This is a genomic window from Desulforhopalus glucosivorans (assembly GCF_054397165.1).
The window spans coordinates 3,717,559-3,737,135 of sequence record NZ_AP044854.1 but is presented as its reverse complement, the minus strand read 5'-3'; the positions used below and the strand labels follow the sequence as shown (position 1 = coordinate 3,737,135).

At 43.1% G+C, this 19,577-nt stretch carries 13 protein-coding genes; 9 read left to right on the top strand and 4 right to left on the bottom strand.

All coding sequences use genetic code 11. The features are described 5' to 3' along the window. Nucleotides 1-37: 37 nt before the first annotated feature. The 3 genes from ACX6CI_RS16135 to ACX6CI_RS16125 all read left to right on the top strand — a co-directional run bounded on the left by ACX6CI_RS16135 (nucleotide 38) and on the right by ACX6CI_RS16125 (nucleotide 6,846). Nucleotides 38-1,261: a mechanosensitive ion channel family protein gene (locus ACX6CI_RS16135; RefSeq protein WP_458774677.1), complete on the top strand. Its 1,224-nt coding sequence runs from the start codon at nucleotides 38-40 to the stop codon at nucleotides 1,259-1,261. 289 nt (nucleotides 1,262-1,550) lie between these two features. Next, nucleotides 1,551-1,763: a dodecin family protein gene (locus ACX6CI_RS16130; protein ID WP_458774676.1), complete on the top strand. Its 213-nt coding sequence runs from the start codon at nucleotides 1,551-1,553 to the stop codon at nucleotides 1,761-1,763. A 253-nt stretch (nucleotides 1,764-2,016) separates the two neighbouring features. Beyond that, nucleotides 2,017-6,846, top strand: a complete 4,830-nt coding sequence (locus ACX6CI_RS16125) for an ABC transporter substrate-binding protein (protein ID WP_458774675.1) — start codon at nucleotides 2,017-2,019, stop codon at nucleotides 6,844-6,846. A 93-nt stretch (nucleotides 6,847-6,939) separates the two neighbouring features. Here ACX6CI_RS16125 and ACX6CI_RS16120 read toward each other — a convergent pair whose 3' ends face one another. The 4 genes from ACX6CI_RS16120 to ACX6CI_RS16105 form a co-directional block, all read right to left on the bottom strand. Further along, nucleotides 6,940-7,290, bottom strand: a complete 351-nt coding sequence (locus tag ACX6CI_RS16120) for a SpoIIAA family protein (RefSeq protein ID WP_458774674.1) — start codon at nucleotides 7,288-7,290, stop codon at nucleotides 6,940-6,942. A gap of 132 nt (nucleotides 7,291-7,422) precedes the next feature. After that, nucleotides 7,423-7,866 carry a flavodoxin domain-containing protein gene (locus ACX6CI_RS16115; RefSeq protein ID WP_458774673.1) on the bottom strand — a complete coding sequence of 148 codons (444 nt, stop codon included), beginning with the start codon at nucleotides 7,864-7,866 and terminating at the stop codon, nucleotides 7,423-7,425. Nucleotides 7,867-7,930: 64 nt separating this feature from the next. After that, nucleotides 7,931-8,383 (bottom strand): tellurite resistance TerB family protein, encoded by a 453-nt coding sequence (locus ACX6CI_RS16110; RefSeq protein WP_458774672.1) that lies wholly within the window; start codon nucleotides 8,381-8,383, stop codon nucleotides 7,931-7,933. 27 nt (nucleotides 8,384-8,410) lie between these two features. After that, the gene (locus tag ACX6CI_RS16105) at nucleotides 8,411-9,088 is read right to left on the bottom strand and encodes a metal-dependent hydrolase (protein ID WP_458774671.1); all 678 of its coding nucleotides are present in this window, start codon (nucleotides 9,086-9,088) and stop codon (nucleotides 8,411-8,413) included. Nucleotides 9,089-9,587: 499 nt separating this feature from the next. On the opposite strand from ACX6CI_RS16105, the gene ACX6CI_RS16100 reads away from it, so the two are divergent. The 6 genes from ACX6CI_RS16100 (at nucleotide 9,588) to ACX6CI_RS16075 (ending at nucleotide 19,571) form a co-directional block, all read left to right on the top strand. After that, entirely contained in the window at nucleotides 9,588-10,367 is a 780-nt protein-coding gene (locus ACX6CI_RS16100; RefSeq protein ID WP_458774670.1) for a response regulator, read from the top strand. A 58-nt stretch (nucleotides 10,368-10,425) separates the two neighbouring features. Beyond that, nucleotides 10,426-12,711: a hybrid sensor histidine kinase/response regulator gene (locus tag ACX6CI_RS16095; RefSeq protein ID WP_458774669.1), complete on the top strand. Its 2,286-nt coding sequence runs from the start codon at nucleotides 10,426-10,428 to the stop codon at nucleotides 12,709-12,711. After that, nucleotides 12,704-14,092 carry a sigma-54-dependent transcriptional regulator gene (locus tag ACX6CI_RS16090; protein WP_458774668.1) on the top strand — a complete coding sequence of 463 codons (1,389 nt, stop codon included), beginning with the start codon at nucleotides 12,704-12,706 and terminating at the stop codon, nucleotides 14,090-14,092. The genes ACX6CI_RS16095 and ACX6CI_RS16090 overlap by 8 nt, the downstream gene beginning before the upstream one ends. A gap of 368 nt (nucleotides 14,093-14,460) precedes the next feature. Continuing rightward, the gene (locus tag ACX6CI_RS16085; protein ID WP_458774667.1) at nucleotides 14,461-14,871 is read left to right on the top strand and encodes a hypothetical protein; all 411 of its coding nucleotides are present in this window, start codon (nucleotides 14,461-14,463) and stop codon (nucleotides 14,869-14,871) included. Nucleotides 14,872-14,882: 11 nt separating this feature from the next. Then, entirely contained in the window at nucleotides 14,883-16,427 is a 1,545-nt protein-coding gene (locus ACX6CI_RS16080; RefSeq protein ID WP_458774666.1) for a chemotaxis protein CheW, read from the top strand. Nucleotides 16,428-16,496: 69 nt separating this feature from the next. Continuing rightward, nucleotides 16,497-19,571, top strand: coding sequence for a PAS domain-containing protein (locus ACX6CI_RS16075; RefSeq protein WP_458774665.1), 3,075 nt, complete (start codon nucleotides 16,497-16,499; stop codon nucleotides 19,569-19,571). Nucleotides 19,572-19,577: the final 6 nt, after the last annotated feature.

Sequence of the window (19,577 nt, the reverse complement as noted above, 5' to 3'; positions counted from 1 at the left end):
GTAATAATTTTTTTATAGAGACCCTTATGGAGGAGTAATGGGGATGTTTGTTCGGCGGTTGAGGTTTGTTTCTCAAGGGATCTTGTATGTCAGTGTATTGTTAATACCTCAACTGCTTTTAGCGGCAGCAGAAAAAGCACCGAGCAGTATTGATCAGACGATTATTTCAGGATTGAAACCAGTAATTGAACTGTTTGCAGGTAACAGTTGGCTACAGGGGAGTGCTGTAATAGTTGCAACCTTTACGGTGGCCTCTTTTCTTACCTGGATTCTTTTTAAGGTTTTAAAAAAGATTACAGCTAAAACTGCGGCTCAACTCGATGATCAGATTACACTTCTTGCTCGACCACCGGTCTACTATACCTGCCTTGTGAGTGGCTTCACCTACGGCTTGTCACTCATGCCGCTCTCCGAGGCTATTCAACAGATGGGGACTCGGTCCATTCAAAGTCTGGGCGTTGTGGTTTGGATTCTTTTTTTCAGCAGACTGGCGTCGCTGTTGCTGACTCGCCTGGCCACACTTTCCCATAAATACGCCTTTATCGAACGTCGAACTGTTACCTTGTTTGATAATGTGGCAAAGGTTGTAATCTTTGGTATTGGTCTTTATCTGATTTTTGTTATTTGGAAAATAGATATGACTGCCTGGCTTGCTTCTGCCGGTATTGTAGGGATTGCAGTTGGGTTTGCTGCAAAGGATACCCTGTCAAATCTCTTTTCAGGCGTTTTTATTTTGGCTGATGCGCCCTATAAGGTTGGAGATTTTATTGTCATGGATACAGGTGGCAGGGGCAAGGTTACCCACATTGGCCTCAGGTCCACCCGCATTCTTTCAAGGGATGATGTTGAGGTAACCATTCCCAATTCCATTATCGGCAACTCAACGATCATAAATCAGTCTGGTGGACCGTCTGAAAAGATGCGGATTCGTCTGACTGTAGGTGTGGCATACGGCACAGATATCGATGTGGTACGGGAGGCCATGCTCTCCATTGCCAAAAACGAACCACAGGTGTGTAACAGCCCCGAACCTAGTCTCAGGTTCAGGGTGTTTGGTGCTTCCAGCCTTGATTTTGAATTACGTTGCTGGGTCTATCATCCTGTTTATTGCAGTCGTGTGATTGATGCACTCAATAGTAAAATTTATAAGGAATTCGAACGACTGAAAATTGAAATTCCCTATACAAAACAGGACCTCTATATCAAAGGTCTTCCGGAAAACTTTGCACACCGTGCAGCTGAGGAAGATGTGCAGGTATAGGATGATGCTGATACAGGCTGTCAACTAACCCCGGTAAATGGGGAAATAAGCTGGGATAAGTACCTTTATTCTAGCTTCAAGTTATTGATGTTAAATGAACTCTCGATTTTCTTGTTTTTATTACAGGTTTTCTGGAGTAAGGCATTAATATTCTTCCTGCCTGTTTTCTGCGTGTTGTGATATCATTAAGAACTATAGAAATTTCTTGGATGTACGTGGGGCACTGTTATCAGTTGCCCTGCACTGGAGAGCAGTATCTGTTAGCCAACCTTAGCCAAGGAGAATGTCTATGTCAGGATCTGTCTACAAAATTATTGAAATGGTGGGGGCGAGCCCAACTTCATGGGAAGATGCCACTCAGAACGCTATCAAGTCAGCGGGACTCAGTATTAGAGATTTACGGGTCGCAGAGGTTGAGAAACTCGATCTGAAAGTTGAGGACGGAGAGGGGACACTGTACCGTGCACGGGTAAAACTCTCGTTTAAAGTTCTTTCGGACTAACTACCTCAAAACTACAAGTTCCTGATTGAATCGTTGGGGGCTTGTAGTGTCAATTTTTACCTTCTCTCTTTCAGTTAAACTCTTCGATGGTATCCCTGACAACTGTCTTTATGTATCTGACTGTGTCTTCGAAACAATCTGTTTGATCTTTAGATGGAATGACGATACAATTTTTCTATATACGGTCTATGGATTCTTAGGGTAATGCATACTCAACACAAATTTATATTTCCAGCTAACAGGAATAATATAAGTGACTTATTTGAGAGTAATAGATAAAAATTCTAGGTTCATAACCGTTTGTCTTATTCTCCTCCTTTTTGTATGTTGCTCATCCTTTCTCTCCCTGTCAGCTGTAGCCTCCGGTATTAACACAACCGAAAACGTCACCTTACATCTTCGCTGGAAGCACCAGTTTCAATTTGCTGGCTACTATGCTGCTATTGAAAAAGGCTTCTACGAAGACGAAGGACTTGATGTTGAGCTACAAACAATACAGCGCGGCACTGGGATGATAAACCCGGTAATAGATGGTACTGCTGATTACGGTGTTGCTGATGGCTCGCTGTTGGCTGCCCGTGCCCAAGGGGCTTCTGTTGTCTTACTGGCGCAAATATTCCAACATTCTCCTCAGATATTTCTCAGCCTTCGCGAGACAGGAATCTACACCCCCTATGATATAGGTGGTAAAAAGGTGATGTTCGATGCCAGCAGCGCCTCGTTGAATATGCTGTTTCTTGAAACACTGGGAGGCTCAGAAAACTTCGAAATTGTTCCCCAATCATACAATATTAATGATCTCATCGATGGAAAGGTTCAGCTTGTCTCGGCCTATTTAACAAATGAGCCATACCAACTGCGAAAGCGTGGTCTTGAATTCAACGTACTCCACCCTCGCGGCTACGGGATCGATTATGTTGGGGATAACCTGTTTACCAGCGAAACTGAACTTCGTAACAACCCACAGCGTGCTCAAAAGATGATCCGCGCCACCATTAAAGGATGGCAATACGCTCTCAAGAATAAAAATGAGATCATCGATCTGATCATTAATAACTATGACCCCAAGGCCGATCGAGACAAACTGGTCTACGAGTCACAGGTAACGGAACAGATGATCCTGCCTGATTTAATTCCAATGGGCGAAATTGATGTATTGCGATTCAAAGAAATAGCTAAAGGCTATGCCCGTCTCGGTGTGATTGACAGCGCTGAAATACCAGAAGGCTTATTTTACCGTGAACAGCAGACATCTAAACTTGATTTAACCTTCAAGGAACAAGCTTGGCTTATAGCACACCCTCAGGTTACGCTGGGCACAGGACAGGACTGGTCGCCCTATATAATTGTTGCTCCGGATGGCAGTCTCTCAGGCATTGAGGCGGATCTCATACAACGGATTAATGAGATTGCCGGCACCAATATCCGTATCATTGTTGGAGAACGACTACAGGTTATAGAAAAAGCAAAAGCCAGGGAGATCGACGGTCTGTTGGTTTCATCCGCTCAAAAAAAGACAGCGCCATACTTTCTATTCACCAACAGTCCATATAGCACTTATAAATACATATTCACTACGACATTAAAAATAACATCAATGGACGACCTCAAAGGAAAGCGGGTCGCATATCAACGTAGCATTGGAATTCATAAAAATTTTCTAAAAAATTATCCAGAAGTTACCCCTGTCCCTGCAGATAATGCGGATGCTCTCGTATTGCTGTTGCAAAACAAGAAAGTAGACGCCGTGATTGGTGGTAACATTTTCAGGTATTACCTCCAGGACCGAATGTTTACGGATGTTCATCCAGAATACATTGTGCCTGGAAGCAAGGTGGATGTTGTCTATTCCATCCGTAAGGACTGGCCGGAACTCCATTCAATTATCAATAAGGCCCTGGCAAAAATATCACCTGCAGAAATTAACGGTATTATAGATAAATGGCTTTTTACCAGGGATGTGGAGAAAACAATTAAGGTGCCGCTGAGCGAGACAGAACGTGCTTGGCTCAAAGCTCACTCTGATATCCAATTCGGTTTTACTGACACCTTTCCACCCTATCTGATAAAAACATCGGACGGTAGAAATACAGGTGTAATGGTTGATGTACTGAGCAAGCTCAATGAAAATCTTGGTTCTCACTTTAGTATAGATGTTGATTCCTGGTCGGAAGTACTGAAGAAAAACAAAGATAACCAGCTCGCTGGCGTATTGGTTGTGTCGAGTGAGACTGCCGAGGCTAATGGTTTATTGAAATCTGAAACAATCTTTTCTGTTTATCCATCTTTTTTTGCCCGAGAAGATGCGTCTTTTACCTTTACAACACTTGATGCTCTAAAAGGAAAATCAGTTGGAATCCTTCAATCTTCTGAGCCGATGGAAAAAATCCTTGAACCGTATCGGGATGACATTAGTCTTAAAAAATACGCTACAAACCTTGGAGTGTTAGAGGCACTTTATAATAGAGAAGTTGACCTAGCCTTTGGGCTAACCAGCAACAATTATTTGATAGCGAAGTATAACTTGAGTGGTATTAGGCCGGTCTACACTCTTTTTAACAGGCCTTCGGAGATAGGTTTCGGAGTCAATCCTGCCTTACCGGAGCTGGTGCCAATCATCAACAAAGGTCTCAACAGCTTTCTCCCAAATCAGCTGGAGGGAATAAAGGCCAAATGGTTCAACACCCCGGCTATCAAGGTACGCAAGGTAGTACTTTCAGCTGCAGAAAATGCATGGCTCTCCCAAAAACATTCTGTCAGGGTTCGTGCCCCTAATTATCCACCCTATGTTATTCTAAAAGATGATACTGACCCTGAAGGGATAACCATTGATTATCTAAACTTAATTGCTGAACGTACCGGGGTTACATTCGATTTCGTTCATTCAGGGAAAACATTCCCGCAGGCTCTTGATAGTCTCAAAAAACATCAGGGGGTGGATTTGATGCCGATAGTTGTCCGTACCCCCGAAAGAGCTAAATCCATCCTTTTTTCAAAAGATTACCTAAGAACTCCCTACATGATTTTCATGCGTGCTGATGAAAAGAAGATTGTTTCCAGCCTGGAGGATATCAGTGACAGGGAAATAGCTCTGATACAAGGTGCAGCCCAATATGAAACAATGAAAAAGGAGTACCCCAATATTAAGCTTAAGCTCTTTGATACTGATATCAAAGCTCTGGAAGCGGTTTCCAATAAACAGGCTGACGCATACATCGGTAATATGACGATGGCCTCCTATATTGTTTTAAATAAAGGATTGCTCAACTTGAAAATTGTAGCTCCAAGTCCATTTGGAGATCAGGTTGCTGCCATGGGGATTCGTAATGATTGGCCTGAACTGAATAGTATTGTCGATAAGGGCCTGGCCAGCATAACTCCTGACGAACAAAGGGCAATTTACAACAAATACATCACAGTACACTATGACAAAGCTACAACTGCTGAATATGTTAAATGGATTTTGATAGTTGCGGGAATCGCATCAGGTTTACTCCTCCTCTTTTTCTTCTGGAACAGAATCCTCGCTAAACAGGTTGTAGCACGTACTACGGAACTAAAAGAAAGTGAAACCAAGTATCGAAACGTGTTGGAGTCTACATCAACAGTGCCATGGGAGCTTGATCTTAGCAGTGGTGTATTCACCTTCATGGGAATTCAGATAGAGAAGATCCTTGGGTATCCTGCTGATTCTTGGAAAGATATGGCCGTATGGGCTGAGAGAGTGCATCATGAAGATAGAGATGCTGCTATACTATTTTGTGAAACTGAAACAGAGAAAGGACAGGATCACGACTTTGTCTACCGATCTTTACATGCGGATGGATCCTATCGGTGGATCAGAGATGTTGTCTCCGTTATTGAAGGAGAGAATGGCCCGGAAACTCTTGTTGGCTTCATGCACGATATCACTGAGCAAAAAGAGCTTGCTCTAGAAAAAGAACAGCTGCAAAAACAGTGGGAGCAGTCCCAAAAACTGGAAGCCATAGGTACCCTGGCTGGTGGTATTGCCCACGATTTTAACAACATTTTAAGTATCATCGTTGGTTTTTCAGGTCTGGCAAAGGAAAATTCATCAAAAGGTTCTGAAATATACGAAGATTTAAGTGAAGTGTTAAAGGCTGCCCAAAGGGCGAAGGAATTGGTCCAGCAGATTTTAGCATTTAGCCGCCAATCTCAAATTAACTCTGTTCCACTTGAGCCTGGATTAATTGTTAAGGAAGCGTTGAAGATGCTTCGTTCTTCAATTCCAACGACCATCCAAATTCATGAAAATATTGATAAAGATTGCGGAACTGTCGTTGTCGATCCCACACAAATTCATCAAATAATGTTGAATTTGTGCACCAATGCCTTTCACGCCATGGAGGATGAGGGCGGGACAATGACGGTTGCATTGAAACGCGCAGATATTGTCCCATCTGAATTACCAGAAAGTGTATTGGGATATATAGAACTGTTGGTGAGTGACACTGGTAAGGGGATTAACAAGGAAACAATACCTAAGATTTTTGACCCATTCTTCACAACGAAAGAACAAGGGAAAGGAACTGGAATGGGATTATCCATAATTTATGGAATCGCCAAAGAGCATGGTGGTGGTGTTACAGTGGAAAGTGAGATGGGTAAAGGAACTACGTTTCATGTTTATTTCCCACGCTTTGAAGACACACCAACTCCTGCCCCCATTAGTGGCTCTGATATCCTTGGAGGGACAGAGAGAATTTTATTTGTTGATGATGAAGAGAATATTACAAAAATCGTCAAGGGAATGCTTGAAAAAGCCGGTTATACAGTCACTGTCAAAATGGATAGCTTTGAGGCATTGAAAATTTTTCAAAATCAACCTGACGAATTTGACCTTGTTATAACCGATCAGACCATGCCTGGCATGACCGGGTTAGACCTCTCTAAAAGAATGTTGCAAAAGCGACCTGAAATACCAATTATACTCTGTACCGGCTATAGCAGTATTGTTAATGAAGAGATTGCCAAAGCCCAGGGGATTAAAGAATACATATCCAAACCATTCACCAGAGACACCTTGCACTCCTTAATCCGAAAAGTGTTGGATACTCCTTGATATTCAGGTTTTATAGCTGAAAGTGGATGTAAACCGGAGTGGTGTGTTTGGTGAAGTTGGTCTGTGTATGAGCATTGCCAGTTCCAATATCCTTTATTGCTGGTTCTTTCTTAACCAGTCAAGTGCATCGTCTTTATCGTTGTAGGAGAAGTGCTTGATTTCGGCATGGGTGAAATGATCAGCTATACTTGGCATGATTTTGAGAAATCCACTGTCTGTAACCGCTGCCACCCGTGTGATTTTTTTCTGATGATCTTTTACAAATTTTAAGTGACTGATGAGGGCGCCGAAGCTGTCCCAGCCGGGAAATGATTCTGTATAAATCATGAGTCCATCTAAAAGGCCATACTTTACAATGAACGGGTCTACAAGCTGGGCAAGAGTTCTGAAGTCATCTTCTTCAAGGGCTTCTGTTGGACGGACTATTAGGATTTTGTCTTCCACAAGGAGCTCATGTTCTATCATGGTGGGGGCCTGTATACTATTATGAGGCTGGCCAATGTGGCCTATGTGATTGGGAGACGAGCTACTCCAAGGCAGTTTTCAAAGTGAAAGCTGCCTTGAAAGGAGTCACTTCTAGCCAAGTTTCTCACCAATGGCCTTCCCATAGTCCTGACATGCTTTTAGACCCTCGTCCTGGGTGACCATGGCCTCGGTCAAATTAAGCGCACCAAGATCAGTCATATCCATTTTAAAAACATGCTGCATGGTATCATAAATCATAGGAGCACTTTCTCCACTATGGGTATGGGACCCGAAGGCTCCACCTATTTTTCCGACAAGATTTGCAAGTTCGGCTTTAAATAGAAATTGCTTCATTCCGCCTGTCATATCCTTATGGTAGGTGGGGCAGCCAAAGAGATAACCGTCATAACCCATGATATCGAGTTCATTTTCGATCTCTGCAATTTTTTTTACCTCAACTTCACACGCTGCAAAACGTAATCCTTCGGCAAGGTAATTTGCCATGGTCTCTGTTTTTCCTGTCCTGCTTGAGTAGACGATCAGTACCTTTTTCATGGAATCTCCTTTTGAATTGTACTTCAGCTGGTTTTAGTTCTCACTTCAGGTGCATACTGTAAAATTATTGAGACAGTTGTTTTCGCGCTGCAAGTTTAGCATCTATAAGTTCTGAGTGGGTCAAGCGCAGCAGGTTTGCAAGTTTATGGGCAAAATGATCCTCGTGTTTTTCCAGGTAGTCGTCAACGAGCAGGATGGACCAGACTGACTCCATGACCTCTATTTTCTCATCTTTTGAGTAGTTGTTGTTCATATGGCGGGTAAAGCGAAAGATATCAACAGACTCATTTCGTGTATCTCCACTATTTGCAACAAGTTCATCGATATCTTCAGCCTTGATTTCAAATTTTGTTATGAGAGTTTCTTTGAGATGGCTGATTTCTTCAGTTGAACATTCGCCGTCCACATGGGCGGCTTCAAGGAGGAGTACACAAAGAGCAATATGTCCATCAAAGGTGGGGGCGTTACTACTTTTTTTATCACTGGCGCCAAGTATATTTTTTACAAAGTCAAACATGTCAATCCTTTAATATATATTAAGTGGTTAAAGCTTTATTTCTTCACCATATTCCATGACACGTGCCTTATAACCTTTTGCTGATACTTTTTCAGCAAACAGCTCTGGATCGGCTTCAATAACAGGAAAGGTATTATAGTGCATTGGGATGGCAAGTTGCGGACAAGTGAGTTCCACCGCTTTAACAGCGTCATCAATACCCATGGTGAAGTTATCTCCTATGGGGAGCAGCATGTAGTCAATCTTGTTCATTTCACCAATAAGTTTCATATCGTAAAATAGACCTGTATCCCCGGTATGATAGACCGTTTTTCCGTCTATAGTGAGTAATACTCCCCCCGGCTCTCCTCCATAACTATTGTCCGGTGTCATGGAACCGTGGTGGGCAATGGTAAACTTTAATCTGCCGAAATCAAATTGATGAGCACCTCCAATGTGCATATTGTGGGCACGAAAACCTTTGTCGATACAATAGTTAGCGAGCTCGTTTACACAAATAAAAAGAGGATCTGTACGCTTTGCTATGGCAAAGCTGTCGCCAATATGATCTCCATGAGCATGGGTAAGGATAATGTAGTCTGCGCTGAGCTCATCTGAGCGAACAGGTGAGGTGGGGTTATCGTCTAAAAAAGGGTCAATAAGAAGTATCTGACCGGCATCTGTTGTTATCTGAAAGGACGAGTGGGAGAAAAATCTCAGTTTCATGCCTGCCTCCATTCTATCTGTTGATAGATATCGGTAGTGTCAGTGTCAGAATATGGATGGGATCCACTAGTTTTCCTTGAAAAAAGAGTAGCAGGAATTTTCTATGTTTTCAATCGCTTTGTATAGAAATGATAATAATTATTGTATTTTTACTACGCAGGGATCCAGGTTATCTCTATGCCTTTATTCCTGCCACAGCAAAAGTTTTAGTGATGTGTGGAGTTGCACTGGTGGTAAACATATTTGCTCCTAATAGGCGTTATCCTAAATACAACGTGGAGGTATTTATACTGGCTTATTTCCCGTTCATCGGAGTTAGAGTCTTTTTTCGGGTTTATAATTAAAAATGAGATATTTATTTGACTCGTGGTTGAAATCTCACATAAGATTAGAAATGTCTAATAGGTAATGCGTAAAGATAGAGGGACCAATGATCATCTTGGCTCAGCTACCTCCATGGATAGTGCTTTGAAATTAAACTTGGAAAACAGGACTGAATATGCAGCAGGTGCTTCTCGTCGAAGACAGTATGATGTTTGGCAGGTTGGCAAAAAAACGACTTGAAAAAGTGTTTGATGTTCCTGTTTTCTGGGCACAGTCCCTCGCTGAGACAGAAAAATTATTGGAGCAGGCAAATGGGAATTTCTCGGTGGCCCTGCTGGACTTTAATCTGCCTGATGCACCCCACGGAGAGGTTATTGATAAGGTTGTGGGCCAGGGTATTTCTTCAATCGTATTCACAACCAATATGAGTAATGAGGTACGAAGCAGAATTTGGGATAAAAGGGTTGCTGATTATATCATAAAAGAAGATCCGAACAGTCTGGATTATGTTGTTTCAACAATCCGTCAGTTTGAGCTGAATCAAAATACTCTTGTACTCATTGTTGATCAGTCTGAGACTAATCGTACATACCTCTCAGAACTACTTTATGTACGTAAGTTTAGAGTCTTAAACGCTTCAAATCCTGAGACCGCGCAGGAAATATTAGAACAGTACCCTGAGATTAAACTTGTTATCGCCGATTTTGAGGCCTCCGGTTTTGACGGCTGCAATTTTACCCAGAAAATCAGGGAAAACCATACCCTGGAGGATCTGGCCATTGTTGGATTTACTCCAATATCAGATAGGTTGAAAGGGGTGGCCTATCTCAAAAGCGGAGCAAGCGATTGTTTTGGCACCGATCCTTTTATCGTTGAAGAGTTTTACACAAAGGTGAGTAGAGCTCTTGAAGTAGTAAATCTACATAGTCTGCTGCGGGATAAGACGGCCAGATAAGCTTTTCTGCATATTCCCGATTTGCATTGTACCGTTCCTTTTTGCTGGTTTTAAACGTATGTCTGCCAAGACTTTTTATCAATATAGTCTTTTTCAAAATATAGGACTTCCTCTGGTCGTTTTAAATGAGGACTGTTCTGTCGTTACAGCCAACCAACAATTTTTAGATCTTCTTGGGTGTTCACACCAGCAATTACAGGCTGGTTATTTCCATGAGATAGAAAATACTCTCTGCTCAGAACAGAGTCGGCCCTTGTTGTGCATTGATTTTTTCAAAGGTTGTGTTGAGTGTATTCGGTCGAGAGTTTTTTCCAAAACAATAGGAGTTAATGCTGGTGATGGTGGTGGCTTAAAGTGGTTTAAAGTGACACTTTCAACGTCCGAAAATACAACCGGGCGGGAAAAACATACTATTGTGACTTTGACTGATATAACGGAAATTATCAGTTCAAAAGATAGTCACAGCAAGATTGTCCAGGCAAAAAATGAATGGGAGACCACAGTCGATGCCTTGCAGGATATTGTCACCATCCAGAATATGGACATGGAGATTGTTCGGGCAAATAAAGTTGCCCATGAACTTTTTGGTTATGAACTGGGAGGACTGAAAAACAAAAAGTGCTATCAGGCGTTTTTGGGTCAAGATGAGCCCTGTTCGGGCTGTCCTGTAACTAAAACCGGTTTGGATAGCTGTCCGCACACGGGGCTCGTCTATAATGAGCATGTTAACAAAACGTTTCAGGTATCTTCCTTTCCAATTATTAGTGAATCCGGGAGGATGCACCAACTTGTGCATGTCGCAAAAGATGTGTCTCAGTATTTAAAGGATGAGTTGGAAAAGAATCAACTGATGGCGGCCATAGAGCAGACCTCAGACTCTGTTGTCATGACAGATATTCACTCAAATATACAATACGTCAATCCCGCTTTTGAGAGAAGTTCTGGCTACAGTAAAGAAGAAGCGGTCGGTAAGAATGCACGTATTCTTAAAAGTGGAGAGCACGAAGAACATTTTTATCAGTTACTATGGAACACCTTGTTAAGCAAACAAGTGTGGCGAGGTAAGTTGATAAATCGCCACAAAAATGGTGAGATATATGTGGAGTACGCAACTATTTCTCCGGTTTTAAATGGTGACGGGGACATTGTTAATTTTGTCGCCTTAAAAAGAAATATTACCCGTGAAGAGCAACTGGAACAGCAGCTCCAGCATGCCACTCGCATAGAGGCCTTGGGTACTCTTGCAGGGGGGATTGCCCATGATTTTAACAACATTCTTTCCTCAATGATTGGCTATGGTGAAATAGCGAGGGGGAAGCTGGATCTGAATCACCCAGTGCAGCCTGACTTGCAGCAGATTCTTGATGGAGGGGATAGGGCTGTTGATTTGGTAAAGCAGATTCTCACCTTTAGCAGAAGCAAAGCCAGTGGTGAGTTTTCTGTGGTAAAGATGCAGCATGTTATAACAGAAAGTATTGAATTTTTGCGTCCATCCCTTCCTTCTACCATTGATTTCGTCCATGCAATAGATATGAATTGTGGCTCAGTCTATGCCGACTCTAGTCAGTTGTATCAGGTTATTATGAATCTCTGCACCAATGCCAGGCAGGCCATAGGTGGTGGTCATGGTACGATTTCGATTACGCTGAAGGAGGTGTGTGCAAGTGATGCGGACGCTAATTCTACTTTAACATACCCGGAAGATCCATATCTCTTACTTGAGGTCAGTGATAATGGCTGCGGTATCGAACAGGAGGATCTACCTAAACTCTTTGATCCATTTTTCACAACCAAACCGAAAGAGCAGGGTACAGGCTTGGGGCTCGCGGTTGTCCACGGAATCATTCAAAAGCATAATGGGAAGATCAAGGTTGAGAGTACGCCTGGAACAGGGACGACATTTTCAATATATCTCCCCCTTGATGGTAGGGCTCTCAAAGGTGAAAGGGTACAGGTTGAAAGTAAGAAGGGTGGCAATGAAAAAATCATGGTGATTGATGATGAGGTGCAGGTTGCAAATGTGACTGCCTCTTGTCTCAAAAATGTTGGTTACCGGGTGAGTACATATAATGATAGTATGCAGGCAGTTATGGCTTTCAGAGACGATCCCTATTGCTGTGATCTGGTGATCACTGATATGCTAATGCCAAATATGACAGGGGCTGAGCTCTCAAGGGAAATGTTATCAATACGAAAAGATCTGCCCATCATTATGATGACCGGCTACAGTGAACATTTTGACCGGAAACGATCGGAGCAGATTGGTTTGAAAGAATATCTCTTTAAACCTGTAAGAAATAAGGTCTTACGTCAAATTGTACGAAAGGTATTGGAAAATGGCTAATATATTGATCATAGATGATGATCAGGTACTGGCGAATATGCTGCTCGATCATATAGGAGCTAAAGGTCATGATGTTACGGTAAAACACAGGCTGGTAGAGGGTCTGGCTGAGTTGCAGGAAACTCAGGCTGATGTGGTTCTCCTGGATGTACAGTTGCCCGATGGTAATGGTCTTGACTATATTGAGGCCATTGCAGGAGCCCCCTCACGGCCTGAGATAATCATTATTACGGGGCAGGGGGAGGCCGATGGCGCAGAAAGAGCGGTCTTGAGTGGTGCATGGAGTTATATCGAGAAACCGTATGTTATTCGTGAGTTACCCCTGCAATTGACCCGGGTGTTACAGTATAGAGAAGAAAAAGAACGGGTGATGAAAATACCTGTTGCTCTAAAACGACATAATATTATTGGCGACAGTGTCGGGATCAATAGCTGTTTGGATCAGGTAGCACGAGCTGCGTCTTCAAATGTCTCTGCTCTTATTACTGGAGCTACCGGTACTGGAAAAGAGCTTTTTGCCCATTGTATACATGAAAACAGTGATCGTGCTGGAGAAAATTTTGTGGTGGTTGACTGCGCTGCTCTTCCTGAGACACTTATCGAAAGTACTCTTTTTGGCCATGTAAAAGGAGCGTTTACTAATGCAGACACCGCAAGTGATGGACTTATTAAACACGCTCACAAAGGGACGTTATTTCTTGATGAGGTGGGTGAGTTACCCATGTCTATTCAGAAGACATTTTTACGACTGCTTCAGGAGCATGAATATAGGCCCGTTGGTTCAAGTAAACACCTTTATAGTGATTTTCGGGTAGTGGCCGCGACCAATAGAAATTTAAAGGAGTGTGTCACCAAGGGAACATTTAGAGCAGATCTGCTCTTTCGGCTGCAGGCCTATACTATTGAACTGCCCCTGTTGAAAGATCGTCTTGGGGATGTGAGAGATATTGTTCTTCACTGTGTGGCACGTTTATGCAGTCGGTATGGGCTTGAAATTAAAGGGGTGGCAGCTGATTTTATCGAGGCACTTGAGGCCCATGACTGGCCGGGAAATGTGCGCGAGTTATATCAAACTGTGGAGCAGGTGTTTACTCATCCCAATTTAGGACCGACCTTGTTTGCAATTCATCTTCCGCCAGAGTTCAGGGTTATTCAGGCCCGAGCTGGTGTTAAGTTCCAAGCTGATTCCGGAGCCGCGGCGGTTGAAGGGGCAGAACTCTCCTTGCTCCCCTGGAGTGAACACAAGATACAATGTGAACATGATTACCTCACAACTCTTGCACGTATATCGGGAAAAAATGTTGCCCAAGCGGCAAGACTGTCAAAAATTTCAAGGACCAGGCTCTACCAGCTTATCAGTAAACACGGTATCGATTTTTAGGCTGATCCAGACAACTGCATTTTTCCCAATCCTATCGATAGTAAAACCTGCTTTCGCCTCGAGCTTGATCGAAAATTCAAATCTTCCAGACGACCTATTAATAAGACTTCGTTACATATCTTTTTAACCAGTCAATCAAGCTTTCTGTACTGTTAACAAAACGGGACGGATCCCTTTTTGTTAACACTTTCATACTGTACCTTTTTATTTCAGAGAAATGCCAATCCTGTAGCAAAGCATTGAAAATACAGCATTAAATGACAAAATGGGGTCAGGGTCTTTTTGCTGGCATGTTTACTGCTTTATGACAGGGTATGTGTTGGTATTGCAGAAAAGTTAACAGAGAGAATTTCCCGAATTAAATGCATATGAAAACATTTTTCTATACAGTTACCAGTCCTCGCTGTGCGGAGAACTGTAATTTTAACACCTGCTCTAAGCGGTATTTTAATAAACTACAGGCCCAGAAATATGGGGGAGAGTATTACGCCCTCGAAGGTCCAATCACCTTTGGAATTCAAAGTGTTTCTGGCTTTCCCCAACATGGTGATATTGTGGTTTTATTCGTTCAGAATAGTGAAGAACTTTGTCTCATGAATAGTAGCAGTGAATGTTTTGAAGGAATGAAAAAACTTCTTGTCGTGGCCGATGCCTCAGGTATTGACGGGACTATGTTCCATAAACTTTCTCCCAGATATATCACCCAGGCAAGTAGGACCGTTGAAGAACTTGGGCAGGTAATCGAAAAAATGAAAATCCCCATCAATAGTATGTCGTAAAGAGGAATACCATGTCACAAGAACAGCTGTTTGCATCTTTTATGCTCGATAAAACAGAGGGCCTGGAGATTGCATTGCGGGCCGACGTGGTTGCGGAAGCAACTCCGGTTAACGGCAGGATACTTCCTTTGCCTGCAAGTCTTAATTTTGTTGAGGGAATTATGCATTTAAGAGATGAGCCAATTCCCATAATTAACCTGAAGAAAAGACTAGGACTACCTGGCCACGAGTACGATGACGATGCAAAGGTCGCTGTTGTTCGACTGTTTCATAGGCGATATGGCTTGTTGTTTGATGATATCAGGGAGGTGTTCGGGGCTGATAGTGATGAGGTCCAGGAGCTTGATAGTGCCTTACAGACAAGTGATAAAATCATCTCAGCCCTTATTCTACGGGAAAAGGGACGGCGGACAGTTGAGTTGATGGACCTTGGCTGTCTTTTTGCGGAAAACTCTGTTGAACTGGAAAAAGCTGGTGCAGCCCTTGCGGGAGTGCAGTCAGAAACAAAAGAGAAGACCTATTCAAGGTATGTGGTTTTTGGAAATTCTGGCCAGTTGTATGGGGTGCCGGTCGAATGTGTTCAGGAAATTACATTCACAGATTCATTGGCAGAAATGTTTAATGGACAGGAAGAACATGATCCTCCGGGGTTCTCCGGATCTTTAGATGATATTTTTAGGCATGGTGATATTGATGGAACACTGCAGCTTCGGGGCAGAACCATACCTGTCTTATACGCAGACCGCCTTCTAAGCGGGGGAAGTGTAACTGGTAACAGGGCTTTTAATGAAAGCACCAGAGTTTTAGTACTATCTGGAGATGGTTGCTACGTTGCTCTCATAGTTGAACAGATTCATGCCATTGAAGCAATTCCTGATGACGAAATCCTATCTGTGAATAGCAGTGTAGGAGCTTTGCAGGCAGGGGTTAGTGGAATTTATCAGCGAGTGGGTGGCGATAATGTGACACTGCTGGAGATGAAAAATCTGGTTTGTGACAGGCTGGATGAGTTGAAAGCAATGAGTCGTCTCAGTGCCGACTTTGATGAAGTTGAAGAGGTTGATAATACAGCAGTAGTTGATACAGCCCATCACCTCATTACTGAAAATTGTTATCTGGTATTTGGTATCGGAAATTCCATGGCTGTGCAACTCAAAGATGTACAGGAAATCATAGAAGAAGATGGGGTTATAAACCTGCCCGGGGAGTCCGGATATCGGGCTGGAGTAATCAATCTCCGGGGAGATGTAGTTCCGGTAATTAACCTGCGTAATTTTTTTAATTATGAGAAAGATGAGTCCATCATAGGAGAGCAGAAGCTTGTTATTTGTAAGGCTGGCAGTCGAACGTTGGCACTTAAAGTGGACTCTATAGTTACAATTTATAAACAGGAACAGTACCAGGCTACCACCTCTCTTAATTCAGAATTGTCCGGTAAGCGCGATGTTCTTGATCGCCTCATAGTTTTTGATAACGGTGAAAATAGTCGTGAGCATGTTCTCGTTCTCAACGTGCACAACCTGATCCGTAATCATATCGATATAGCAGCGACCTAACGATACGCCAAGAAATGTAGTCAAATAGACAATTAGTTTACGCCTAATCCAACAGCAGGGAGAAGTAAAATGGGACACACAGAAGCAGGGAATAACATTGAGCAAGATACTTCATGTTTGAGCCTATTGATGGAACCAAGTTATGTGGTTAATGAAAAAAAAGTGATCACATGGGCCAATAAGGCTTTTCTGGAGAGCTTTGATCTTGTAGAGGAAAATGTCATGGATCAGATGAGTTGTGAAGAGGCATGCCCGTCACAACTGTGTGGTACCAAAGACTGCCCTGTGGATAAGGCACAGCGAATAGGTAAAGCTGTTTCGGCGGAAGTTATACATAAAAACGATACGAGTTTGTCGTTTTTTACCTCAAAGGCCGTTCCAATGAACGGTAATGGCTCAACTTTTGTTACGTTGCACGATATCAATGTGCTGAAAGAAACCCAGAGCCGTCTGCATCAACTGTCCACAGATCTTGATGTGATCCCTACTCCAATTATGGAGATAGACACCATGTTCAATGTCACCTTCATGAATCCTGCAGGAGCCTCTGTGGCAGGTTTGACTCCAGATGAGGTGATAGGAAAAAAATGCTACGATCTTTTCAAGACTCCCCACTGCAAAACGGATAAATGTGCCTGTGCAAAGGCCATGAAAACAGATTCCATCGTGACGGCCCAGACCATAGCCAGGCCTCAGGATGGTGTTATTGTACCGATAAAATATACCGGAGCACCAATTAAAGATGCTAAGGGTAATATCAAAGGGGCTTTAGAGTATATCCTTGATATGACAGAGGAGAACAAACAGAAGCGGGCAGCGGATGAGAAGATTGAAAATCTTAACACCATCCCGACGCCTATCATGTCCATGGATACGGAGTTCACCATCACCTTCATAAATCCTGCAGGAGCTGCAGTGGTAGGGTCAACTCCAGATGAGGTGCTTGGTAAAAAGTGCTACGACCTTTTTAAGACACCCCACTGTAAAACCGATAAATGTGCCTGTGGCAGGGCAATGAGAACAGACTCTGTGGTAACTGAACAGACTATTGCAAGGCCATCTGAAGGGGTAATTATCCCGATTAAATATACAGGGGCACCGATTAAAGATGCAAAGGGCAATATTAAAGGGGCTCTTGAATATGTTCTTGATATGACAGAAGAGTCGAAGCAAAAGCAGGCAGCGGATGAGAAGATTGAAAACCTTAATACCATTCCGACGCCGATATTATCAATTGATACCGATTATAATATTACCTTTATGAATCCTGCAGGAGCTGCTGTTGTAGGTTCTACTCCAGATGAGGTCATGGGTAAGAAATGCTACGATCTTTTTAAAACGCCCCATTGTAAAACCGATAAATGTGCCTGTACCAGAGCAATGAAAACCGATTCAGTGGTAACCGAGCATACCATTGCAAGGCCCGCAGAGGGGGTTATTATCCCCATTAAATATACCGGATCTCCCATTAAAGATGCCAAAGGTAATATTAAGGGAGCGCTGGAGTATGTCCTTGACATGACGGAAGAGGCCAAACAGAAGCAGGCGGCAGATGAGAAGATCGAAAATCTCAATACCATTCCGACGCCTATCATGTCCATTGACACTGATTTTTCAATCACCTTTATGAACCCTGCAGGTGCCGCTGTTGTTGGTTCTACCCCTGATGAGGTTGTTGGTAAAAAATGTTACGACCTTTTTAAAACGCCCCATTGTAAAACCGACAAATGTGCCTGTGGCCGTGCGATGAGAACAGACTCTGTTGTGACGGAGCACACTATAGCTCGTCCGGCAGAAGGGGTAATAATCCCCATTAAATATACCGGGGCACCGATTAAGGATGCCAAAGGTAATATTAAAGGGGCTCTTGAATATGTTCTTGATATGACAGAAGAGTCGAAGCAAAAGCAGGCAGCGGATGAGAAGATTGAAAATCTTAATACTATCCCAACGCCTATCATGTCCATTGATGCCGACTATAATATCACCTTTATGAACCCTGCAGGGGCCTCAGTCCTCGGTCAGACCCCTGATCAGGTAATCGGTAAGAAGTGTTATGACATGTTTAATACCGATCATTGTAGAACAGATAACTGTGCCTGTTCCCAGGCAATGCGGACAGGGACGGTTATTAATGAACAGACAACCGCCCACCCCAATGGCAAAGAAATGCCGATTAAATACACCGCATCCCCTATTAAAGATGCAAAAGGCAATATTAAGGGGGCTCTGGAGTATATTACAGATGTTACTGCTGAAAAGGCTGTGGAGCGCTTGATTAGTGAGGCTGTGGGTGACGTAAACGCGCTTGTGAGTGAGTCCAAGAGCCAGATGGACCAAGCCAACAGCAAGGTTGATGAGATGAATGAACTCATTGATGATGGGGTCCAGAAGCTTGATGATTCCCTTGAAACGGTAAAAGAAATGGTTGCGGCATCTGAGGAGATGTTGAGTCTTTCCGCTGAGTCAAATAAGCTTGCGGGTGACCTGACAAAAGAGGCTGAGACCGGGAAGGCCGCAGGGAAAAATGCCGAAGAAAAGCTCGTTGAAATAAACGCCACCATGGAAAAAAATAATGAAATGGTGAGCGGGCTTGTTAATCAGCTTGAAAAGATTTCAGGCTTTGTTGATATCATCAAAGATATTGCCTCCAAGACAAATTTGTTAGCATTTAATGCAGCCATTGAGGCCGCAAGGGCAGGGGATGCCGGGCGAGGATTTGCCGTGGTGGCCGACGAGGTTCGCAAGCTTGCTGAGAACAGTTCTAAATCTGCAATCGATATATCTGACATAGTCAAGCAGGTGGAAAAGGACTCGATGCAAACCATCAATGCCATGCAGTCAGGAATGACGATGCTAAGCGATGGCGGCAAGGTGATCAACACAGCGCTTGTGAGTATGGAGACAATTTCTGAAGGGATACAGACTATTTCAACTTCTGTAGATAATTTAAGCCTGCAGTCAAAAAGTCTTTGTTCAAGTGGTGAAAATGTTATGCAGGGAATCCAGGCGGTTGCCGTTTCATCTAAGGAAAATCAGAAATCAACTTCTGTTGTCAATAGTTCCCTTTCTGAAAGTGTTGATGCCCTTGATCGTCTAGTACGTTCCAGTGAGAGTCTTCAGGGTGCCATTCAGAATCTTTAATTTATG